This is a genomic window from Chryseobacterium sp. MA9 (assembly GCF_024399315.1).
Lineage (GTDB): Bacteria > Bacteroidota > Bacteroidia > Flavobacteriales > Weeksellaceae > Chryseobacterium.
On sequence record NZ_CP075170.1, the window covers coordinates 1,966,322 to 1,987,933 of the forward strand.

At 36.4% G+C, this 21,612-nt stretch carries 16 protein-coding genes; 10 read left to right on the forward strand and 6 right to left on the reverse strand.

What is annotated here, in order from left to right; all coding sequences use genetic code 11:
- Positions 1–223 precede the first annotated feature (223 nt).
- The 4 genes from mdlD to KIK00_RS08890 all read left to right on the forward strand — a co-directional run bounded on the left by mdlD (position 224) and on the right by KIK00_RS08890 (position 4,693).
- On the forward strand, positions 224–1,543 hold the full coding sequence (gene mdlD / locus KIK00_RS08875) for an NAD(P)-dependent benzaldehyde dehydrogenase MdlD (RefSeq protein WP_255816203.1): 1,320 nt from the start codon (positions 224–226) through the stop codon (positions 1,541–1,543).
- A 195-nt stretch (positions 1,544–1,738) separates the two neighbouring features.
- Positions 1,739–3,046, forward strand: coding sequence for a hypothetical protein (locus KIK00_RS08880; protein WP_255816204.1), 1,308 nt, complete (start codon positions 1,739–1,741; stop codon positions 3,044–3,046).
- 1 nt (position 3,047) lies between these two features.
- The gene (gene lptC / locus KIK00_RS08885) at positions 3,048–3,638 is read left to right on the forward strand and encodes an LPS export ABC transporter periplasmic protein LptC (protein WP_047421210.1); all 591 of its coding nucleotides are present in this window, start codon (positions 3,048–3,050) and stop codon (positions 3,636–3,638) included.
- Positions 3,639–3,649: 11 nt separating this feature from the next.
- Positions 3,650–4,693 (forward strand): anhydro-N-acetylmuramic acid kinase, encoded by a 1,044-nt coding sequence (locus tag KIK00_RS08890; RefSeq protein WP_255816205.1) that lies wholly within the window; start codon positions 3,650–3,652, stop codon positions 4,691–4,693.
- A 49-nt stretch (positions 4,694–4,742) separates the two neighbouring features.
- On the opposite strand, the gene KIK00_RS08895 is transcribed toward KIK00_RS08890, so the two are convergent.
- Positions 4,743–5,132, reverse strand: a complete 390-nt coding sequence (locus KIK00_RS08895) for a hypothetical protein (RefSeq protein ID WP_047378450.1) — start codon at positions 5,130–5,132, stop codon at positions 4,743–4,745.
- 36 nt (positions 5,133–5,168) lie between these two features.
- Here KIK00_RS08895 and KIK00_RS08900 point away from each other — a divergent pair, with 36 nt between their 5' ends.
- Positions 5,169–5,777 carry an NUDIX hydrolase gene (locus tag KIK00_RS08900; protein ID WP_255816206.1) on the forward strand — a complete coding sequence of 203 codons (609 nt, stop codon included), beginning with the start codon at positions 5,169–5,171 and terminating at the stop codon, positions 5,775–5,777.
- Between the two features lie 174 nt (positions 5,778–5,951).
- Here the strand turns inward: KIK00_RS08900 and murF are convergent, their stop codons facing one another.
- Together murF and gldJ are read right to left on the reverse strand one after the other, a co-directional pair.
- Positions 5,952–7,223, reverse strand: coding sequence for a UDP-N-acetylmuramoyl-tripeptide--D-alanyl-D-alanine ligase (gene murF / locus KIK00_RS08905; RefSeq protein ID WP_255816207.1), 1,272 nt, complete (start codon positions 7,221–7,223; stop codon positions 5,952–5,954).
- 155 nt (positions 7,224–7,378) lie between these two features.
- Positions 7,379–8,980 (reverse strand): gliding motility lipoprotein GldJ, encoded by a 1,602-nt coding sequence (gene gldJ / locus KIK00_RS08910; protein WP_223599342.1) that lies wholly within the window; start codon positions 8,978–8,980, stop codon positions 7,379–7,381.
- Between the two features lie 164 nt (positions 8,981–9,144).
- Between gldJ and porU the strand changes: the two genes are divergently transcribed.
- Both porU and porV read left to right on the forward strand, forming a co-directional pair.
- Positions 9,145–13,047, forward strand: a complete 3,903-nt coding sequence (gene porU, locus KIK00_RS08915) for a type IX secretion system sortase PorU (protein WP_255816208.1) — start codon at positions 9,145–9,147, stop codon at positions 13,045–13,047.
- A gap of 59 nt (positions 13,048–13,106) precedes the next feature.
- Positions 13,107–14,270, forward strand: a complete 1,164-nt coding sequence (gene porV, locus KIK00_RS08920; RefSeq protein WP_047378455.1) for a type IX secretion system outer membrane channel protein PorV — start codon at positions 13,107–13,109, stop codon at positions 14,268–14,270.
- 133 nt (positions 14,271–14,403) lie between these two features.
- On the opposite strand, the gene blaCHM is transcribed toward porV, so the two are convergent.
- The gene (gene blaCHM, locus KIK00_RS08925) at positions 14,404–15,162 is read right to left on the reverse strand and encodes a CHM family subclass B1 metallo-beta-lactamase (RefSeq protein WP_255816209.1); all 759 of its coding nucleotides are present in this window, start codon (positions 15,160–15,162) and stop codon (positions 14,404–14,406) included.
- A 231-nt stretch (positions 15,163–15,393) separates the two neighbouring features.
- On the opposite strand from blaCHM, the gene KIK00_RS08930 reads away from it, so the two are divergent.
- On the forward strand, positions 15,394–17,658 hold the full coding sequence (locus tag KIK00_RS08930) for an FUSC family membrane protein (RefSeq protein ID WP_255816210.1): 2,265 nt from the start codon (positions 15,394–15,396) through the stop codon (positions 17,656–17,658).
- On the opposite strand, the gene KIK00_RS08935 is transcribed toward KIK00_RS08930, so the two are convergent.
- Both KIK00_RS08935 and KIK00_RS08940 read right to left on the reverse strand, forming a co-directional pair.
- Entirely contained in the window at positions 17,639–18,253 is a 615-nt protein-coding gene (locus tag KIK00_RS08935) for a 4'-phosphopantetheinyl transferase family protein (protein ID WP_255816211.1), read from the reverse strand. The genes KIK00_RS08930 and KIK00_RS08935 overlap by 20 nt on opposite strands.
- A 198-nt stretch (positions 18,254–18,451) precedes the next feature.
- Positions 18,452–18,970, reverse strand: a complete 519-nt coding sequence (locus KIK00_RS08940; RefSeq protein WP_255816212.1) for a pyridoxamine 5'-phosphate oxidase family protein — start codon at positions 18,968–18,970, stop codon at positions 18,452–18,454.
- 166 nt (positions 18,971–19,136) lie between these two features.
- Between KIK00_RS08940 and ahcY the strand changes: the two genes are divergently transcribed.
- Positions 19,137–20,450, forward strand: coding sequence for an adenosylhomocysteinase (gene ahcY / locus KIK00_RS08945; RefSeq protein ID WP_047421190.1), 1,314 nt, complete (start codon positions 19,137–19,139; stop codon positions 20,448–20,450).
- 103 nt (positions 20,451–20,553) lie between these two features.
- Positions 20,554–21,354, forward strand: coding sequence for a hypothetical protein (locus tag KIK00_RS08950; RefSeq protein ID WP_255816213.1), 801 nt, complete (start codon positions 20,554–20,556; stop codon positions 21,352–21,354).
- The last annotated feature ends 258 nt before the right edge of the window (positions 21,355–21,612 follow it).

The window sequence follows — 21,612 nt, forward strand, 5'->3', positions numbered from 1 at the left end:
AATTTATAAAATTAAGTCTGCTTAAAATGTATAAAACTATAGATTCCAAATTTCAAAAGAGTAACATTCCTATTCTATTATAGGAAATATCAATAGAACAATTAGAATAAAACTTAAAATTTAATTTTACACAATTTAATTTTAAGCAATAAATTTACGGAGTGAAATTTTTCGTAAATTCATTACTATTTCACACCAATTTCAAATATTAAATCTTAAACCAATGGATACAAACCTGGAGCAAAAAATCAAAGGAATATTTCAACAGCAGAAAGCCTTTTTCAAAACCAATCAAACAAAAGATATTGAATTCAGAAAAGCACAATTAAGAAAATTCCGTGAAGTTTTTTTACATCATACGGATGATCTTTGTGAAGCTTTATCTATTGACCTGGGGAAAAGCAGAAAGGAAGCAGAGTATGTGGAAATTCAAATTGTCATCAGTGAGCTGGATTACTTACTGGAAAATATTGATGAATGGGCAAAACCTACATCTGTACCTTCAAAACCACATCCATCGGGAGCTGAAGTTCAAAGTAAAATAACCTATCAGCCATATGGAGTTACTTATATTATCGGACCTTTCAACTACCCTGTTCAATTAACATTCAGTCCTCTTATCGGCGCTTTAATCTCAGGAAACACTGCCATCATAAAACCATCTGAAAATACACCGCATGTTGCCCAGGTTCTTGAAGATATTGTAAAAGAATCTTTTGATGAATCTTATGTATCAGTTGTTCAGGGAGCTATTGAGGAAAATACCTTACTATTAAGCCTGTCTTTTGATTATATTTTCTTTACAGGAAGTCCAAACGTTGGCAAAATTGCCATGAAAGCCGCTGCAGAACAATTAATTCCGGTGACTCTGGAGCTTGGAGGAAAATCACCAACGATTATTCATAAAGATGCAGATCTGGATAAAGCAGTAGCAAGAATATCTTACGGAAAATGGATTAATTGCGGGCAAACATGTGTTGCTCCGGACTATATTTATATTCATGAATCTATAAAAGATGAATTTATTGAAAAGTTTAAAGCTCATTTAAACACCACTTATGACGGTCAGTCATTAGGAAAAATCGGGAAAATTGTGAGCCAAAATCAAATTAAACATCTTGCAGGTTATTTGGAAGCATCTCCGGAAAAAGTGATCTACGGAGGAAATTATGATCTTGAAACGCGTCATTTTGAAGCTACTTTAATGGATAATATCACCTGGAATGATCAGGTAATGCAACAGGAGATCTTCGGCCCTATCCTTCCTATTATGACGTATAATGATATTGAAGAAGCTTTGGAGGAAATCAATAACCGTCCAAAACCTTTAGCACTATACGTTTTCACAGAAGATCAGAACTTGGCTGATTATGTTTTGAACCATACCACAAGCGGAGATGCTGAAATCAACAGTGCCATTATCCACGTGGGTTCACATTATTTACCCTTTGGAGGAGTAGGAACTTCAGGAATGGGTAAATATCATGGGAAATTCAGCTTTGAATGTTTTAGCCACAGCCGTTCTGTTCTTCAGGTAAAATAATAACAAGATATACTTCATATAAAACCAAGACTGTTCATCATAGGACAGTCTTTTTTGTAAAACAGAATTGATATTTTTATTACAGAAAAAATGCATTTTTCTTTTAAAGAAAAGCCCTTAACAAACTTTAACCACATATAATTTTTACAATTCATTAATATTTAAGATATTTGCGCATTATTTTAAAAATAAAGAATGAAAAAAATCTTTGTAGTATCATTCATATCAGTTGGATATTTTCTTAATGCACAGAGTTTAAGTAACTCTCCTTATGCAACTTATGGAATTGGGGATGTGAAATATGATAATACGATCGAGACTACTTCTATGGGAGGTATATCAACTGCTTTTATAAGTGATTTTACCAGTAGTTTCAATTTTGCCAACCCAGCAAATAACGCCAATTTTGAACTTACGAGTATCAGGCTGGAAGCTACCAATGAAAACAATTATTTCAAATCGAACTATAACGATATGAAATCTACAAAGCATTCTACGTATCTTTCCAATATTTCGCTTGCATTTCCGTTATCTCCAAAAGTAAAAATGGGGATCTCTTATCAGCCATACAGTTCTAAAAGTTACGATATCGTAAATGAACAATTCGCTGCAGATGGAACTCCAATGTATAAAAATAACTTTAAAGGAAGCGGAACGCTGAATGCGGCACAGGTTGCAGTTTCTTATAAAATTAATCAGGAACTTTCTGTGGGAGCAAGAGCTAATCTTTATTTTGGTGACCTTAATGACCTGAATGAATTCCGTGCATACAACCCTGCTACAGGCAGTTATGCTGGTGAATATGTTAATGGTTATCAAACTAAAAACAGAGTCAGAAACTTTAATTTTACACTTGGTACAAGCTATCAGACTTTAAATACCCGTACTGATAAGAAGTTCACAGTGGGAGCTACTGCTACTTTTGGCAACACCAGTAATATGACTACTGAGTATATCAACAGTACCTACAGATATGCTGATGCTCAGGAAACCACTAAGGTATATGAAACAATCATAGAGCAGCAGGAAACAAAATCTAAAAACCTTCTTCCATTACAGGCATCCGTAGGGGTTGGATATGGAAGTGAAAACCATTGGTTCCTATCAGGACAGGTGGATTATAAAAAAGGAGAAGATATCTCTTATTTTGGTAAAACTTTCGACTTTCAGGATACTTACAGAGTTTCTGCCGGTGGATGGTACCTTCCTAACTATAATAACTTCAGAAACTATTTTTCAAGGGTAATCTACAGATATGGAGCTTTCTATGAAAGAGGAAACCTTAAACTGGAAGGGACAAGCATCAACAAATTCGGTATTTCTGCCGGCGTAATGCTTCCATTCAAAACAAGTAGTATCACAAGAATGAGTGGTCTTGAAATAGGTCTGGAAGTAGGTAAAAGAGGAACTCTTAAAAACAATCTGATCAACCAGAATTTCATTAACCTGAAAATCGGCTTTAATTTTGCTGATAAATGGTTCAGAAAGACTCTTTATAACTAGAATGAATTTTTCAAAAAAAATATCATATAAAAATATAGCATGCCTTTTTAGTTGTGCTATATTTTTTATATTGACATCCTGTGAAGAAGATCTTACCAAAAGAAATGGCAGCCAAAGCAAAAATTTCCCTTCACAGATTATCAACAACGCCAATATTATACAGCGTGATTCCGGCTTTGTCACTTTAAAAGCCAAAGCACCCATCATTGAAAAGTATGAGCTGATTGACAGCCCTTATGTAGTAGCCAGAAAAGGAATTGACATTGAGTTTTTTGATAAAAAGAAACCTAAAGTTCCGGGAAGGATTACAGCTAAATACGCCCGTATTTTTGAATATAAAAAATTCTACGAAGCCAAAGGTGACGTAAGAATAAAAACCAATGAAGGGCAGAGATTTGCAATGCAGAGTATTTATTGGGATCAAAGAAAGAACAGAATCTATACTAAAGATACAGTATATGTGACCATGGAAGACGGCTCTACACTGGTAGGGGCCAATGGGATGACTGCAAAAGATGATTTTTCAGAATATACTTTCTATAACAACTCAGGAGATTTCAGTTCAAAGAGAATTTCTGAGAATAAAAAATAATCCAAAAAATAATGAAAGCTCTGGCTATTGGACTTATGTCCGGGACAAGTCTGGACGGTTTGGATATCTGTCTTGCAGAATTTGAAAAACAAGACAAATGGTCTTTTCAAATCCTGAAAGCCGAAACAATCCCCTATGCTGAGGATTGGGAAAATAAACTTAGACGCTCCATTCATCTTTCTGCTGAAGATTTACTGGAACTGAATTCAGAATATGGTTTTTACCTTGGTCGGCAGGTTAAAGAATTCATTCATAAGCATCAGCTCGAAAATATCAGTCTGATTGCATCTCATGGTCATACAATTTTCCATCAGCCTAAGCGAAAATTTACACTTCAGATAGGTGATGGCAGAGCAATAAAACTGGAAACCGGATTACCCGTTATCTATGATTTCAGAAGTCAGGATGTCCTGATGAAAGGAAATGGAGCCCCATTGGTTCCTATAGGTGATGAATTACTTTTTTCAGAATACAACGCCTGCTTAAACCTTGGCGGATTTTCCAATATTTCTTTACAGTCAGACGGAAAAAGAATTGCGTTTGATATAGCCCCGGTTAATATTGTATTGAATCATCTGGCCCAACACATCAACAAAAGTTTTGATGAAAACGGAGAGCTTGCTCAAAAAGGAAAAATCAATGAAGCTTTACTGAACGATCTTAATGCTTTAGATTTCTACCAGAATTCACATCCAAAATCTTTGGGAATTGAATGGTGCCATGAACATATATTTCCAGCTCTTAAAAATATTGAAATCTTAGATGCCCTGGCAACTTTTACAGAGCATACCGCCCAGCAGATCGCCAATGTTATCAATAAAAATAATATAAAAGACATTCTTATCACCGGAGGAGGTGCTTACAATTTATTCTTAATTGAAAAAATAAGATCAAAAACACAAGCTGAAGTGATTATCCCTAAAAAAGAGATTATCGATTATAAGGAAGCTCTTATCTTCGCTTTTATGGGAGTTTTAAAGATAAATAATGAAGTGAACGTGCTTTCTTCTGCTACAGGAAGTTCTTCTGACCACTGTTCAGGAGTCATAGTATAAAATAAGTACCACATCAAAATAAAAAAACCTTCAAATGAAGGTTTTTTTATTATTTATAGGCTTCGATTTTATCGGTAAGCGTATTGATAAAGTTCTGTAATGGTTTTTCTACCATCATTTTGATGAATGGGTTAAATTTCCCCTCAAATAACATCTGAACTTCAGTCTGGTTGTCATTAATCGGGTTTAAGGTTGCCGTTAAGGTGAAGTCCAAACTTGAACTTGCGGATCTTAAAACAGCCTTTTGGTCATCCACTTCATCTATTTTTAACGCAATTTCCGGCATTCCCTGTAATCCGAATTTAAATCCGTTATCTCTTGTTTCAAATTTTTGAAGACCATCCGGCATAAAATCTTTGTAATTTTCAGGTGATTTCAGCAACTCGGTAAGTTCTTTAGATGATTTATTGACAATAATCTTTCGTCCTTCTAAATTCATTTTTTATTTTTGTATTTAAATTCTTAACTATTACAAATGTATAAAGTTTTTGTCAACGAAAAAAAATTATTGATATCTAAGCATCCGGAAGAGCTGGAAAAAAAGCTTGGATATGAAAATCATACAACTTTAGAGATCGCTTTGGATCTTCTGGAGAATACTTCTGTGCAGGAACTTAACGTATATGGAGAGAATTTGGATGAAATATGGCAGGAATTTCAAAAGCTTTTCAGGATCATAGAAGCAGCGGGAGGCCTTGTTAGTAACCCTGAAGGGAAAGTTCTTTTTATTAAAAGACTCGGCAAATGGGATCTTCCGAAGGGTAAAATGGAAAAAGGAGAATCCAGAGAGGAGTCTGCGGTACGGGAAATAGAAGAAGAAACCGGCCTGAGTGATGTTGAACTCGTAAAATTCATCAATACCACCTACCATATCTATATAGAAAGAAATGGAGAGAAAATCCTAAAATGTACCCATTGGTTTGAAATGAACTTTGACGGAGAAGATAGTTCCAAGCCGCAAATAGAAGAAGGCATTACTGAAGTTGCCTGGAAAACGATATCAGAAATTGAGCATGAAGTTTTCCCAAGTACCTTCAAAAATATTATATTGATCGTACAGGAATTCTGGGATTCGAAGAAATAATTGGCTAAGGCTGGAAGTTGGAAGAAGAGTGAAGCTGGAAGTTACTATCCGGCCAATCAGCTTCTTTCGGTGATCATTTAACAATGAAAATTTGTAAAGTTGAATAAAAAAGAGAATGATTCTTTGTCTGCCATCAGGAACTTCCCTCTCCTAGCCTCCAGCTTTCTTCCTATATTACACAAAATCGATCAGCTTCTCAAGAGCAATTCCCCTGGAACCTTTCAATAATATATTTTCAGATTGAATTTTGTTCTGTTTTAAATATTCTATTAGTGCTGCTGTATTTTCAAAAGCAAGATCTGAAGAATTAACCTCTTTAAAATGTTTTCCTACAGTGATAATTTCATTGAAATTAAGATCCTGAGCCAGTTTTAAGATGTTCTGATGTTCTTTCTCACTTTCATCACCCAATTCCAGCATATCTCCGATAATAATGGTTTTACTGCCTTCAAAACTGATAAAGTTATTCAACGAAGCCGTCATAGAGCTTGGGTTTGCATTATAAGTATCCAGAACCAGAGTCCTCTCCTCTTTTTTTACAACCTGTGATCTCATATTGGTAGGTGTATACAATTCCAGAGCATGTTTTATTTTTTCAAAACTGATTCCGAAATGAAGCCCCAGGCTTGCCGCTGCACAAAGATTAGTAAAATTATATTCCCCAGTCAGTTTTGAAACTGCTTTTACTCCCTGATATGTCAATCCTACAAAATGTTCTGCGGAAAAAGATTCAAAATTGTAATCTGATGTCACTTTTCCAAAAGTAATCTTAGGTGAATAGTTTTCAGTTTTCTCAGTCTGGATAGGATCATTTTCATTAACAAGAATAGTTCTGTTATTGTTTTTAAGATAGTCATAAAGCTCAGACTTTCCTTTAATCACACCTTCAAAACCTCCGAATCCTTCTAAATGGGCTTTCCCAAAATTGGTTATATATCCAAAATCAGGTTGAGCAATGGTACACAGGAATTCAATTTCTTTCTGATGATTAGCTCCCATTTCAATCACGGCCATTTCATGTTCCGGTTTAATGGAAAGGATTGTTAAAGGAACTCCGATGTGGTTATTCAGATTTCCAAATGTATACTGCACATGGTATTTTTCTGAAAGAACAGCATGAATCAATTCTTTGGTAGTCGTCTTCCCATTACTTCCTGTAAGCCCGATAAAAGGAATGGTAAGTTTACTTCTGTGATAGATAGACAGCTGCTGTAAAAACTCAAGGGTAGACGGAACATAGAAAATATTTTTATCTCTGTTTTCGAATTCCGGAAGTTCAACAATTACGGCCAAAGCTCCATCATCTATGGCTTTTTCCGCCAATGTAGCTGCATTGAAATTCTCACCGGAAAAGGCAAAGAAAATATCATTCTCTGCTATTTTTCTGCTATCAATAGTCACTTTTGCAGCCTGCAGAAATAAAGGATAAAACTGTTCTATATTCATGTGGAAATATATATTTTTTTTTAAAAGAGGTCACACGCAATCGCCAAATCTATATGAGTATTTTAGACTTTTTAACCGGTGCGATTTCATGATCCAAAAATAAAAAAACCTTCCGAAAGTTCGGAAGGTTTTTTATAAGTATTTTTTGATAAATATTATCTTCTAGTTCTACCCTTATCGTTAGTTCTTGAATCCTGTGCAACACGGAATCCTACCCAACCATAAGCTCTGTTTTGATTTTTATATCTTCTTTGTCCCGGATCCAGCCAATATGCTGTATCCTGCCAAGAACCTCCTTTTACAACTCTAACCTCGTTAGAAATTCCTGAAGTTCTGTCTTTAGTATCTTTTTGTAACTTCACTCTACCAGCTCCATCTACAACAAAGCTTTGCTTAGGAGCATTGTACATATCGAATCCTGCAGCAGAATCAGAAGCTCTGTAATATTCTAAAGAAGACTGTCTGTCACCATCTCTGTAGTTTCTGTAATCAGCGATAGTTTGTCTTTCAAATTGTCCAGGAAGTCCTTTATAAACTAATCTTCCGTCAGCTAAAGTATCATATTTGATAGTACCTTCGTCGATCATTTTATAAGTTCCGTCACCGTTTCTTACGATAGCCTGAGGCATGTTTCCTCTATAGTAGTTGAAATCGCTGTAATCTTCATCAATGATTGGTCTGTAAACATCCGCAGTCCATTCTGAAACGTTCCCGAACATACCATATACACCAAGATCGTTAGAAGGATACTTTCTTACATCAGAAGTCTGTGCAGAACCATCATTCTTCCATCCTGAGATCCCAGAATAGTCACCTTTACCCATTTTGAAGTTTTCAAGGAACATTCCTCTGTCTCTTCCTTTGGTACCTCTTAATCTTTCGATTTCAGGTTTTTTACCTAGGTATTGGTTATATTCTCTGGTTTTTGCCATCCCAAGAGCTGCGTATTCCCATTCAACTTCGGTAGGAAGTCTGAACTTCTGTACCATTGCAGAATTTGGAGCTCTGTTAGCCGCAAGCAATCTCTGGTTTGTGGTTTTCATACCAGTTTTTTGCTGCATTCTTTTTTCATTGATATATCCTTGCATTTCAGGATCATTCGATTTGAATTTATCCATGTTGAATGCAGTTCCTCCCTGGTTGTTAGATTCGTTGATATACAAATCTTTGGCAATAATACCAGACTGCATCAAAGCTTTTTCATTCGCTCTGTCTGTCAGCCACTCACAGTATCTGTTTGCCTGAGTCCAGGAAACTCCTACCACCGGATAGTAATCAAATTCCGGAGAACGCAGATACGTTTCATTATAATCGTTTCTTGCTAATTTGTTGTCCCATAATAAGGTATCCGGTAAAGCACCGTTATAGATTTCCTTAAAACTAGGATCACTTGGTGGGAATACATACTTCAACCATGTAAGGTATTCGCGGTATTCGTAGTTAGTAATTTCTGTTTCTCCGATAAAGAATGAACTTACCTGCATTCTGCGAGGTGTGTTATTCCAATCGTGCATAACATCATCTTTCACTAATCCCATTGTAAAAGTTCCACCTTCTACATATACCATTCCAGGCCACCCCTTCTGCTTTTGTTGCTTTCCTGCAAAAAACCAACCTTGTTTTTCGTTTGGTTTCCAACCTGTTTTACTGACAAATTTTTTGGTACCGCCACCTTTGCTGGTTCCCGATCCGCCACAGCTGGTTAATGCAAGTGTAGAACTTAATGCTATTAATGAAAACAACTTTAGTTTTTTCATAGTCGATATAAATATTTTCAAAGTACAAAGAAAAAATAAATTATTCAATAAATCAAGTAAACATTTGATTTTTTTGAAAAACGTTAACAATTTAATTTTATTGTATCGCAATTTAATTCTAAAATTTTCATTTATTTTGTAATTTAGCAATTTCAATAGTAAACATGAAACGAAAAATTACGCTTTTATCTTTAATCGCTTTTGCATCAACACTTTACGCCCAAAGAAACACCATAGAATGGAATGGTTCAAAAATTCAGGATTTTGGCGATACAAAATTAAATCTTCCTAATTTTAAAAATGAGGGTTTTTCTTTCAGCCAAAATAATGTTTTTATAGTAACCAAGCAAAAAATCGGAGAAAAGCAGCTGAAAATTTCAGACCTTGTCTGGGAAAGCGTTCCTGCTCAGGATTTATTTGAGTTGGATAAAGGAAGACTTCCTGATTATGATGTAGCAGATGTTTCCTATTATAATTTAGATGGAGACAGCTATGCCAGCATCAGTGTTGCTTTGTTTAAAAATGTAAAAGGCCGTGTTCAGAGATTATCTTCGTTTAATGTTTCAGAAGCCTCCTCATTTGTAAATACAACAGGGACTGTTAATAAAATAGGAACAACTTCCAACCCATTATCCAGTGGCAACTTTTACAAAATAAAAGTAGACAAGTCCGGCGTATTCAAAATTACATCACAGTTTTTAAAAGATAACGGAATCAATCCAGCCTCTGTAAATCCTAAAAATTTCAGAATTTATGGAAACGGAGGAGTATTGCTTCCTGAATATAACCAGGATGCACGATATGGAGCTTTACAGGAGAATGCCATTCAGGTAGTAGGTGAAGATGACGGGGTATGGAACGATAATGATTATGCTCTTTTCTACGCTCAGGGTCCTGATGGCTATAACCTTTATGATACAGCCAATGGAAATGGTTTTAAAAGAAAAGATACCCGATTCAGCGAAAGAAGTAATAATGTAAAAAATATATATGAAGATTTTTCTTATTACTATATCAACTTTGACAAAGGTTCCGGGAAAAGAGTTCCAACTGTTGACGGGAACCTTCCTGCCCAGCTGATTACAAGATATGACAATTACCAGGTGATCAACAAGGATCAGAAAAACTTGTTGAAAGTAGGCAGAACATGGGTGGAGGACACTCCTTTCAGCAATGAAAAAACATTGACATTTTCTACCAACTCGCCAATACAGGCTGGTGATGTTATACGATACAGAACTCAGGTGGTAGCGTATAATTCACAACAGAATACAATTGATTTTAAGATCAATAATTTAAATCCGCATCCACTTCAAACGATCCCTACAGATACTTCATCTTACCAGTATACCTTCTACCCTGTAACCTATTCCGGAACGCTTACCAATCTTACCGGAAATCAGATTACAATGGTTTTGAATCCTGATATTTCTAAAAACCCTAACGGAACTTTCTATTTTGATTATGTGGAAGTTCAGTACAAAGAAAATCTTGCTTTCAATGGCTCACAGATGAACTTCAGGGATTATTCAATTGTAAGTGGAAGCAATACAGATTACGGATTCAGCATCACCAATGCTGCTAATATAGAACAGGTATGGGATGTAACGGATATTACCAATGCCAACCGAAGAGTGAATAAAGCCGGAGCCGGTTCTTTCAACTTTGCTTATACAGCTGCTGATCAGAATTTCAATAATGAGTTTGTAGCTTTCCGTGCTGATGCTGCTTTCAGTCCGCAGTTTGTAGGAAGAATTTCCAATCAGAATCTTTCTGCTTTACAAAATATAGATTATTTGATTCTGACTGTTCCTGAAATGATGGGCCAAGCTCAGAGACTTGCCAACTATCATCAGACCGCTCATAATTATAAAGTAGAAATTGTAGACGTCAATAAAATCTATGAAGAATTTGGCAGTGGAAGTAAAGATCTTACAGCTGTAAGAGATTTCGTCAGCAAGCTCAATACTCCTCTTGGCAGACTTCAATATGTATTTATTCTGGGGGATGCTTCATTTGATTATAAAAACAGAGTTCCCAATAATACAAACGTTGTTGCCAGCTACCAGAGTGAGCAGTCTTCAGATTACGTATCTTCATTTGTAACGGATGATTATATTGCAATGACCAAGCCGCAGACCACATTATTAATTGAAAACAATTTACCGGATCTGCCTGTGGGTAGAATTCCGGCTGCAAATGTGAGCGAAGCCGGAGATATGATTAATAAAACGCTGGCTTATTACAACTCTCTTCAGGGGCAGTCAACCCCTTTCGGAGACTGGCGTATGCGACTTGATTTTGTTGTGGATGATAATAACGAAGGAGGAAGTCCTTTCCACAATGTAATGGACAACAGTCTTGCTACTATATTTGAACAGCCTAACCAGCTTGAACTGAAAGAATATAATGTTAAAAAATTATACATGGATGCCTTCACCGCTCAGAGTACATCTGGAGGACGAAGATATCCACAGGTAAATCAGGCTATCTCCAATGCTATCGGAAACAGTTTATATCTGTTTTATTTCGGACACGGAGGAATTAACGGCTGGGCACAGGAAAGAGTATTAACAACTACTGAGGTTCAGAATGCGAATAACTTTTCAAATGTATACAGCAGATTTCCGTTTGTTTCTACCATCACATGTGAATTTACGTTATGGGATGAGCCTGCAACCAATTCTGTAGGAGAACAGTTTATCAAAATGAAACAGGGAGGTGCATCAGCAATGATTACTTCCAGCCGTGCTATTGGTGTAGATTACGGGCGTGATTTCACCAATACATTTACCCAGAATATTTTTAAACTAACCAGTGACGATTTCAATTCGTTAGGAAATGCACATTTACTGGCTAAAAAGCAGAAGGGACCAAACAATAACCATTTAAAGGTAAACTTCCTGGGTGACCCTGCTATGAAATTAAGCAGACCGCAAAGACTTCTTACCATTGATAACATTGAAACTCCGGTTCCTGGACTGATCAGAGGTTTGGATTTTGTAAAAATAAAAGGACACATCAATAATCCGAACGGAACATTGAACAACACCTTCAACGGGAGAGTCAGCATTAATATTTTTGATAAGAGACTAAATAAGAAAACATTAAATAATACGGGTGTTTTATCTCCGGTTTTAGATTATACAGAGGAAGGAAGTGCTATTGTAAAAGCTGCCGGAACCGCTGTAAACGGAGTATTCACTGCAGAATTCTATGTTCCTAAAGACATCAACTATGCGGTGGGCCAGGGAAGAATTCTAGCCTATGCAGACAACAAGGCAACGGATGTTTTCAACAATCAGGCAGTACAGGTAGGTGATATCAACCCTAATGGAATCAATGACAGCCAGCCTCCAAAAGTAAAACTGTATATGAATAACACCAACTTTGCGGATGGTGGAATTACCAACCAGAATCCAATGCTTCTTGCCTGTCTTACAGATGACACAGGAATCAACTCCACAGGTTCAGGGGTAGGTCACGATATTACGACGTATCTGGACGGGCAGATTATCAATACTGTTGTTTTAAATGACTTTTACTCTGCCGGAGAAGGAAATGGATGTTTAAATCCAAGTCTTGCCGACTACCAAAAAGGAAATGTAACCTATCCTTTCAGAAATTTAGCGATTGGACAACACCAATTGACATTTAAAGTTTGGGATATAAACAATAATTCTACATCTGCTACGTTAAATTTTGAAGTTAAAGATGAATCTGACCAACACCTGACGATCAACCGTCCGCTGAACTGGCCAAATCCATTTACGAATAAAACCTATATTCAGTTTGAACACAATTGTGATGATATTCTGGATGTGAACGTACAAATTTATACAATAACCGGAAGATTGGTAAGAACTTTATCACAACCGGTAGTCGCAGAACCGTTCCTACAGGGCTTTAGAACCCCTCGTCAGGCAATAGAATGGGACGGAAGAGATGATTTTGGGTCAACAGTAGCAAAAGGTACGTATATTTTTAAGATATTTGCAAAAAGTCAAAATCAAGAAAAATGCAAAGGAAGTGCTACAGCTGTAGAAAAAATGGTACTTTTGAAATAATTAAATAATACATAGACAATAATATTAATAAAAAACTGATAATATATAAAAGACAACATATGAATTTAACTACTAAACTGCTTTTAGGATTTGGTTTGAGTGCTGGTTTTTTAGGCTATTCGCAAGATTTAGGTAAAGTAAACCCAGTTCTTACCGGAGCTCCTTTCCTAAGAATTGCGCCTGATGCGAGATCAGGAGGTATGGGAGACCAAGGGGTGGTAACCTCTCCGGATGCATTTTCACAATTCTGGAATGCGGCTAAATATCCTTTCAGCAGAACAAGTTCTTCCGTAGGTCTTAACTATACGCCTTATATGGGAAAACTTACCAATGATGTATTCTTATTATATGCTTCGTTCCATAAGTTTCTGGGGCAGGAAGAGAGATCTACTATCTCTGCAAGTATCTATTATTTCAACATGGGACAGGTAGACCTGACTCAGCTGGTAGGTACAGAAATTGCATCAATGGGTACATCAAAACCAAACGAATTCTCTATTGACGTTGCTTATGCTTTGAAACTTTCCGATTCATTCTCTGGTGCTGTTACCGGTAGATTTATCCGTTCAGACTTAGCCGGAGGATTCAATACAGACACTACACTTAAAGCGGCTAACAGTTTTGCAGTAGACGTTTCAGCATACTATACCTCGCCAAGATTCTCCAGTATCGGAGGATATGATGGTAAAGTGAATGCAGGTTTAGCTATTCAGAACGTAGGTCCAAAACTGGATTATACAGGAAATGAAGAGTCAAGATCTTATCTTCCTACAATGGCAAGATTAGGGGTTGGATATGACATGTACCTGGATGATATGAACAGAGTTGGAATCTCTGTGGAAGGTTCAAAACTTTTGGTTCCTGGATCTGAATATGCAGGAATTGATCCCAATACAAGACAGCCTATTTATCAAATCCCGAATGTAGGACCAATGGCTGGTATTGGAAAATCTTTCAAAAACAAAAACAGTATCATGTACAGTGGTGCTTTAGAATATTCTTATGACAATGCATTTTCTGTAAGAGGAGGTTACTTCCATGAAAGTGAAGAGCAGGGAGCAAGACAGTTTGCTACAGCGGGTGTTGGTTTAAGATACCGTTCTTTCGGACTGGATCTTTCTTACCTGATCAACATGTCTAAAATCAACAGTGCATTGGATAATACACTTCGTTTCGGTCTTACCTGGAACATCGGAGAAGAGACATCCAATAACGATCGTTAAAAAAAGCTACAGCTATATAAAAAGCCTCATTTTACATGAGGCTTTTTTTGTGGCAATTGTGAATCTTCAATCCGCTTCACTTGTCAATTTCTTTTACATACTACAACCATGCACTTTGCGAAACAAAAATTCACTATTGACCTTTAAATAATGTAATGGTATAATCAAGAAGTCTCCCGTCTCCATAATCTCCATGCCCCGGAACTACAATTTTCACGTTGGGATATTCTTTTTTAACTTTTTCAACGGTATTTGACCACGCAGAGACATTTGCATCTCCTAAATATCCTTTACCTGCCTCAAGCTCCTTCAACAAACAACCTCCAAACAGAATATTTTCACTTGGGAAATATCCAACAGCATTGTCTCTTGTATGACCTTCTCCAAAATACTTTGCAATAACATCTTTATTTCCTATTTTCAAAACTACAGAATCATTAAAACTGTTTTCAGGAATAACAAAATTATTTTCTTTGGCTAATTCTATTGTTTTAGCATAGGAATAAGAAGGGATATTCTTTTTATGAAATGGGAGCAATCCTCCTAAACTATCATCATGAAAATGAGTCGGAATCACTGCATTGATTTTAGCATGAAGTTTTTCATTAATCCATTGTATCAGTTCTTCTGAGCCTTTGTCATTAGTGGGCGTATCAAAAATAATAGTTTCATTATTATCTCTTACAATGAGTCCATTACACGGTACATTTCCAAAATCATTCGTCTGTTTAAAGGAAGTATGTATAAAAGAGTTTTCAGAAATCTGTGTGATAACCAGATCTTTTGATTCATAAATTTTCTTTGCCTTAAAAATGTTTTTGTTCTGTGAACTACAGCTTAAAATGACAAAAGAAAACAAAATGGCAAATATATTCTTACTGATGATCTTCATAAAACAATTATTTAAACTTGATATAAGCTAAGGTAAGAATTCATGGAACAAGATTTGTTAGGTGTTGTGCTAAAAATGATCAAGTAATGTAGTATGAATTATCAATCTACTTCGCTTCTCAGTTTATTTTAAATAACAAAGCAGCTCACTTAAAATAAATATAATATTTAAGTTTATAAAAGTCTCTTTATTTATGGTAATTTTCTTAAATTCAATAACTATTTTTGTAGTATGAACTATTCGGCAGAATTAAAAAAATTTGTAACCAGTCAGTATGTATATTCTGCTATCAGAATTACATTAGCTACTGTTCTGCCTTGTTTAGTCCTCGCCCACTTCGGAATTCTGAAGGAATATTTTCTTTTTCCTCTCGGAACCAGCTTTGTAGCTCTTACAGATCAGCCAGGCCCTTTCATCAGAAGAAGGAATGCCCTTACTTTTGCGATATTCTGTTTTGTGTTTGTTGCACTCATCGCCAGTCTTGTGATGAATATCAAAGTACTGGTACTTCTGGAAGTCATTGTATTTGGGATGTTTTTCTCCCTGATTGGAGTTTACGGTCAGAGATTAGCGGCAGTAGGTTCGCTATCCCTCGTTGTACTCGCCATCTTTATTGACGGTCATCTTACAGGAAGCAATATTTTTAAAAGCCTGCTTATCTTTGCTTCCGGCTGCATATGGTTTTTGCTCATCTTCCTTATTGTAACAACCATTCGTCCTTATAAACTGGCAAGCCAGATGATTGGGGAAAACTACCTTCAGTTGGCCGAATTTTTAAAGATTAAAGCTAATTATTATCAGAAGAATCCGGATTTTAATAAACTGACCACTCAGGTGATTGCCAAGCAGATTGAAATAAAAAACCTGCAGGAAGATACCAGAGAAACTGTTTTCAAAACAAGAACTATCGTCAATGAATCTACAACAACCAGCCGTTTATTGATGCTAATGTTCCTGAACTCTATGGACCTTCATGAGAAGCTGATGACCTCTGAAAGTGATTATCAGAAGCTTCAACAGAGTTTTGAGGACAGTATGATCCTTGTTAATATCCATGATTATCTCAATCTTTTGGCAGAAGAGATTACCAATATCGGAATCGCGCTGCAAAGTGGTACCAGAGCAAAGCCGATGGTCAATCTGGAACTGGAATTAAAGAATCTTAATTATAATTATTTCGAACTCAGAAACAAGCAGCTTTCTTCTGATAATCTGGAAAATTTCATGATCCTGCGCCAGATCCTGATGCGTATCTATGAAATCACGAAAGAAATCAACGAGATCTATAAAGTATTTTCTCAGAATATAAAACTGGCAAAGAGTTTATCCACAGGATTAGACCTGAAAAAATTTATGCCTAATGAGCCCAAACTCAATGCTAAGGTTTTAAGGAATAATATTTCGTTATCCTCTTCCCATTTCCGCCATGCGATAAGAATTACAACCGCTTTGCTGCTGGGGTATATTTTCTCGATGTTTGATCTTCTGGGATTGGGACATACGTATTGGATATTAATTACCATTACTGCCATTTTAAAACCGGCTTACTCCATCACGAAACAGAGAAACCTTCTCCGTCTCTATGGAACGATCGCAGGGGCCACTATAGCTTATGCTATCCTATATTTTGTTCATATTAATAGCGTTTTATTCGCTATTCTGCTTATCAGCATGATCATGTGTTTCAGCTTCTTGAAAGGGCGGTATTTCTGGGCAGTATTATTTATGACGATCTATGTTTTCCTGAGTTTTAATTTTTTGAATCCGGGGAAAGTCAATATTATTTTTAAAGACAGAATATTTGATACAGCGATTGCCGGAATCATTGCTTTTGCGGTATCCTATATTGTACTGCCGGTTTGGGAACATACACAAAACCTGGATCTGATGAAGAAGTCTGCTGCAGACAACCTTATCTATTTCCAAAGTGTGATTTCCAAATTCTTACAGGGAAATTTTGACCTTGAAGATTATAAGGTAAAGCGAAAAAATGCGATCATTTCTTTGGCCAACCTTTCCGACAATTTCCAGAGAATGATTTCGGATCCTAAAAATCAGCAGAAAAAACTAGAAGTTGTTCACCAGTTTGTAGCGACATCACACCTGATCACAGCGTATACCGCTTCTCTTTCTCAATATTCCAAGAATAATGAACAATATCCTGAAATAGATGCTGAAAGCTGGAGCCGAAAAATTGAAGCTGAAATGCAGCAAACCTCTACCCTTCTCAACGGGAATGACATCAGCGAAACCTTGAAAATGGAAAGCCGTCTTGAGCCGGAAGATTCTTCCATTGAAGATATGCTTCTGAAAAGAAAAACTGAGATTGAGGAAAATGACATCGTAGACAGAAGAGATCCTGATAAAATATCCCATTTAACGGAACTTAAAAACATCCACGATATCCTGGAACTGATCTATGATGTTGCAAAAGAACAGAGAAAAGTAATCGAGAAATACAAAAACGAAACAGATCCTACTCCTCCACAATCGTAAAGCAGTAGTCGTCGAAAAACTCTACCCTGGCCTTAAATTCATCTGAAAACTGATCGTCATAGACACGGCAGCTTATTTTATGAAGATGCTTCAGCTCAAAAGGTTTCACTTCATAGTTTTTCTTTAAAGACCAATATTTTGAGTGGTGAATTTTGTACATACTTTCCTTTACACTCCATATAATTGTATAATAAGTATCGGCTTTATCTTCCGGAATAAAACCGCGCTCATTCTCATAGGTAAATTTATCAATCACCCTTAAAATCTTAGGATTGAACTTTTCGACGTCAATCCCTATTTTATTTTTAGAAATGGCAATGGCAGCAAAGGGAAAAGAATGCGTAATGGAAATTTCCGCATCGTTGGGAGAAAGAAAAGGCTCTCTTTCTTTATATAAAATTTTAGAATCAGGCTTTAATCCTTTCAGTAGCTTACGTACCATCAGGACTTCCAATAATTTTTTAGGATGGTAATCTTTTACCTTTTCAGCATTTTCCGGTTCCAGAAGTTTATGAATATCAAGTTCTTCACTTTCATCATACTTCCAAACAAGGATAGTGGCATTATCATCTGAAAAATCTCGGTAAAGGGGCATTCTTTTTTATATTAGACAAAAATACTAAAAAGAAACCATTCGAGAGGAGCTGGAGGATGGAAGCTGGAGGATGGAAGGTTACTATCCGTTATAAAAATAATTTTTATAACGGAAAAAGAATTCGTTAATGAAAAACAAACTCTTTCTTGGCTTAATCTTTATCAACTTCCAGCATCCTTCTTCCAGCTCCCTGCTTAATTATTTAGACTGATGATTCACATCATTTCTATGCTCTACAATTTCAAGATTCGCATCTACAAAATACGCGCTCCCGAATCCGTTTACATAAGATCCTTTCACAGGCTGTAAGGCTATTAAAATAAAATCTCCCATTTCAGAAATAATGTCTACTACTTTTCCGTGGGCTTCCTTAAGTTTTGCAGTAACATTATTCCATGTCTCTGAATCTCTTTCTACCTGAGAAGTGGTTGCTTCAAGTGTAAGACGTTCACGGGCATAGATCTGCTTTGTGGCAGATTCATCTTCAATAAACATCACAGAGGTTTTTCTTCCGTCAGCAAGGTTTTTAGTATGCTTTGCCATGAAGGATACCAGGATATAGAATGTCTGATCTACTTGTACAAAAGGAGCATAGCTGGAATTGGGGTTTCCTTCTGCATCTACAGTAGCCAGAATGATGCTTTTAGAAGCATTGATCAGTTCTTTTACTTTTGGAGCAACTGGCCTGGCTTTCTTTTCTGTATGATTTTGATTCATAATATATTTATTTATGAGCTAAAATTAATTATTCATATTAAGACTAAATAATATTAACTCATGTTTAATCTCATAAAACTGAACTTGATCTGCCGTTTTTATATCTTAATTATTAATCGTAATTTTGCCTTTCGTTATCAATTGAATTTAAAATTATTCATTACATATGAGTACTACAACACAATACGTTCCTTATAAAGTTAAGGATATCTCCCTTGCAGAATGGGGTAGAAAAGAAATTACCCTTGCAGAAGCAGAAATGCCTGGTTTGATGTCTATCCGTGAAGAATACGGACCATCTCAACCCCTTAAAGGAGCAAGAATCGCAGGATGTCTTCACATGACGATCCAAACGGCTGTGCTTATCGAGACATTGGTAGCTTTAGGAGCTGAAGTTACCTGGTCATCTTGTAATATTTTCTCTACACAGGACCACGCTGCTGCTGCTATTGCTGCTGCAGGAATTCCAGTGTACGCGTGGAAAGGTTTAAATGAAGAAGAATTTGACTGGTGTATTGAGCAGACTTTATTCTTTGGTGAAGACAGAAAGCCATTAAACATGATTTTGGATGATGGTGGAGATTTAACAAACATGGTTTTTGATAAATATCCTGAATTCACAAAAGATATCAAAGGTCTTTCTGAAGAAACTACTACAGGTGTACACAGACTGTACGAAAGAATGAAGAACGGAACTTTAGTAATGCCTGCTATCAACGTAAACGATTCAGTAACTAAGTCTAAGTTCGACAATAAATACGGATGTAAAGAATCTGCTGTAGATGCAGTAAGAAGAGCTACAGACGTAATGTTAGCCGGAAAAAGAGTGGTAGTTTGCGGATACGGAGACGTAGGTAAAGGTACTGCTGCTTCATTCAGAGGAGCTGGTTCTATCGTTACTGTTACGGAAATTGACCCAATCTGTGCGCTTCAGGCTGCTATGGACGGTTATGAAGTAAAAAGATTAGATACTGTGGTAGATAATGCTGATATCATCATCACTACAACAGGTAACTTCAATATCGTAAGAGGAGAGCACTTCCTTAAAATGAAAGATAAAGCTATCGTTTGTAACATTGGTCACTTCGATAACGAAATCGATATGGCTTGGTTGAACAAAAACTATGGTCAGACTAAATCTGAAGTGAAGCCTCAGGTTGATATCTATACTATTGAAGGAAAAGAAGTAATCATCCTTGCAGAAGGTAGATTGGTGAACTTAGGATGTGCTACAGGCCACCCAAGTTTTGTAATGTCTAACTCTTTCTCTAACCAGACTCTGGCTCAGATCGAATTATGGAACAACTCTGCTGCTTACAAAAACGAAGTATATATGCTTCCTAAGCACTTAGATGAAAAAGTAGCTGCTTTACACCTTAAGAAATTAAGTGTAGAACTGGAAACTCTTTCTCCTGAGCAGGCTGAATATATCGGAGTAGACGTAAAAGGGCCATTCAAGCCTGAATACTACAGATACTAAGATTTAAATAAAATATGATATTATCCCACTATTTCTAAGATAGTGGGATTTTTTTATGCAGGTGTATAAGGCAGTCCGTATTTTTGCTGGCTAAATTAACAACATGAAAAAAATCTTATTTCTGGGACTCATGAGCGCTGTGGTATTCTTTAACAGCTGCAGCAGCAATGATGATAATGAGGGAATCAAGACTTCTTCTGAACCCAAAGTATTATTAAGCAAAATCACTACAGTTTACTACGACACCCCATCACAACCTCAAACCAGTGTAGAAACCCTTGAATACAACAGTCAGGGAGAGCTTATAAAAACCTTATCCGCTTCCGGAGCTTCCACATTTGAATACAATAACGGGAAACCTGCAAGGATCAATCATTACAATACCAGCCAGACACTGGAATACTATTCTGTTTTTAATTATAACGGAGATCAGCTGGCAAGCGTTAAAGCAATCTACCCTAACCCGAATTTCAACAGAACGATTACCTTTAACTATAATACAAGCGGGCAAGTTATTTCTTCCACCCTTTGCCAGTCACCAGACTGCTCGAATCCAGGAATTGATACTTATACTTATGATGGAAACAATATTTCATCAGAAACTTCAGAAACCGGAGGCTCCAGCTTCAGCAATAAAACTGTTTTTTCGTATGATGATAAACTGAACCCATATACGAATATCAACAAGTATCTTAGAATTATGATGGGCAGAGCTATTGTTATGAGCCCAAATAATTATCTGACAGAAAAGATAAGCTACAAAAGTAATGGTGTCTGGATACAAAACCAAACCAGAACCTCTACTATACAATACAACAGCGCTGGTTTACCTGTTCAGATTATCTCAAAAGAAGCCAACGGAAACCTTTCCGTACAATACAATTACGAATATATTTCTCAATAATAGTAAGCTCTCCAGTTTGGGGAGTTTTTTTATGAGCTAATTCCCGCTATCCGCTCATACTCCTCACGCCAGGCTATCCCACATCTATGTTCCGGGGTAACCGCTGCTATCGGGGCTAGGGGAAAAATTTTGAATTAAATCATCCTTAAGTATTCAATAGGAACGGACTTTAGTCCGTTTTTACAATGGAACAAAATCAACAGGCTTTAACCAAAACATAAACTTTCTTCATACAGCTATTCAGTATTTTCCCCATAT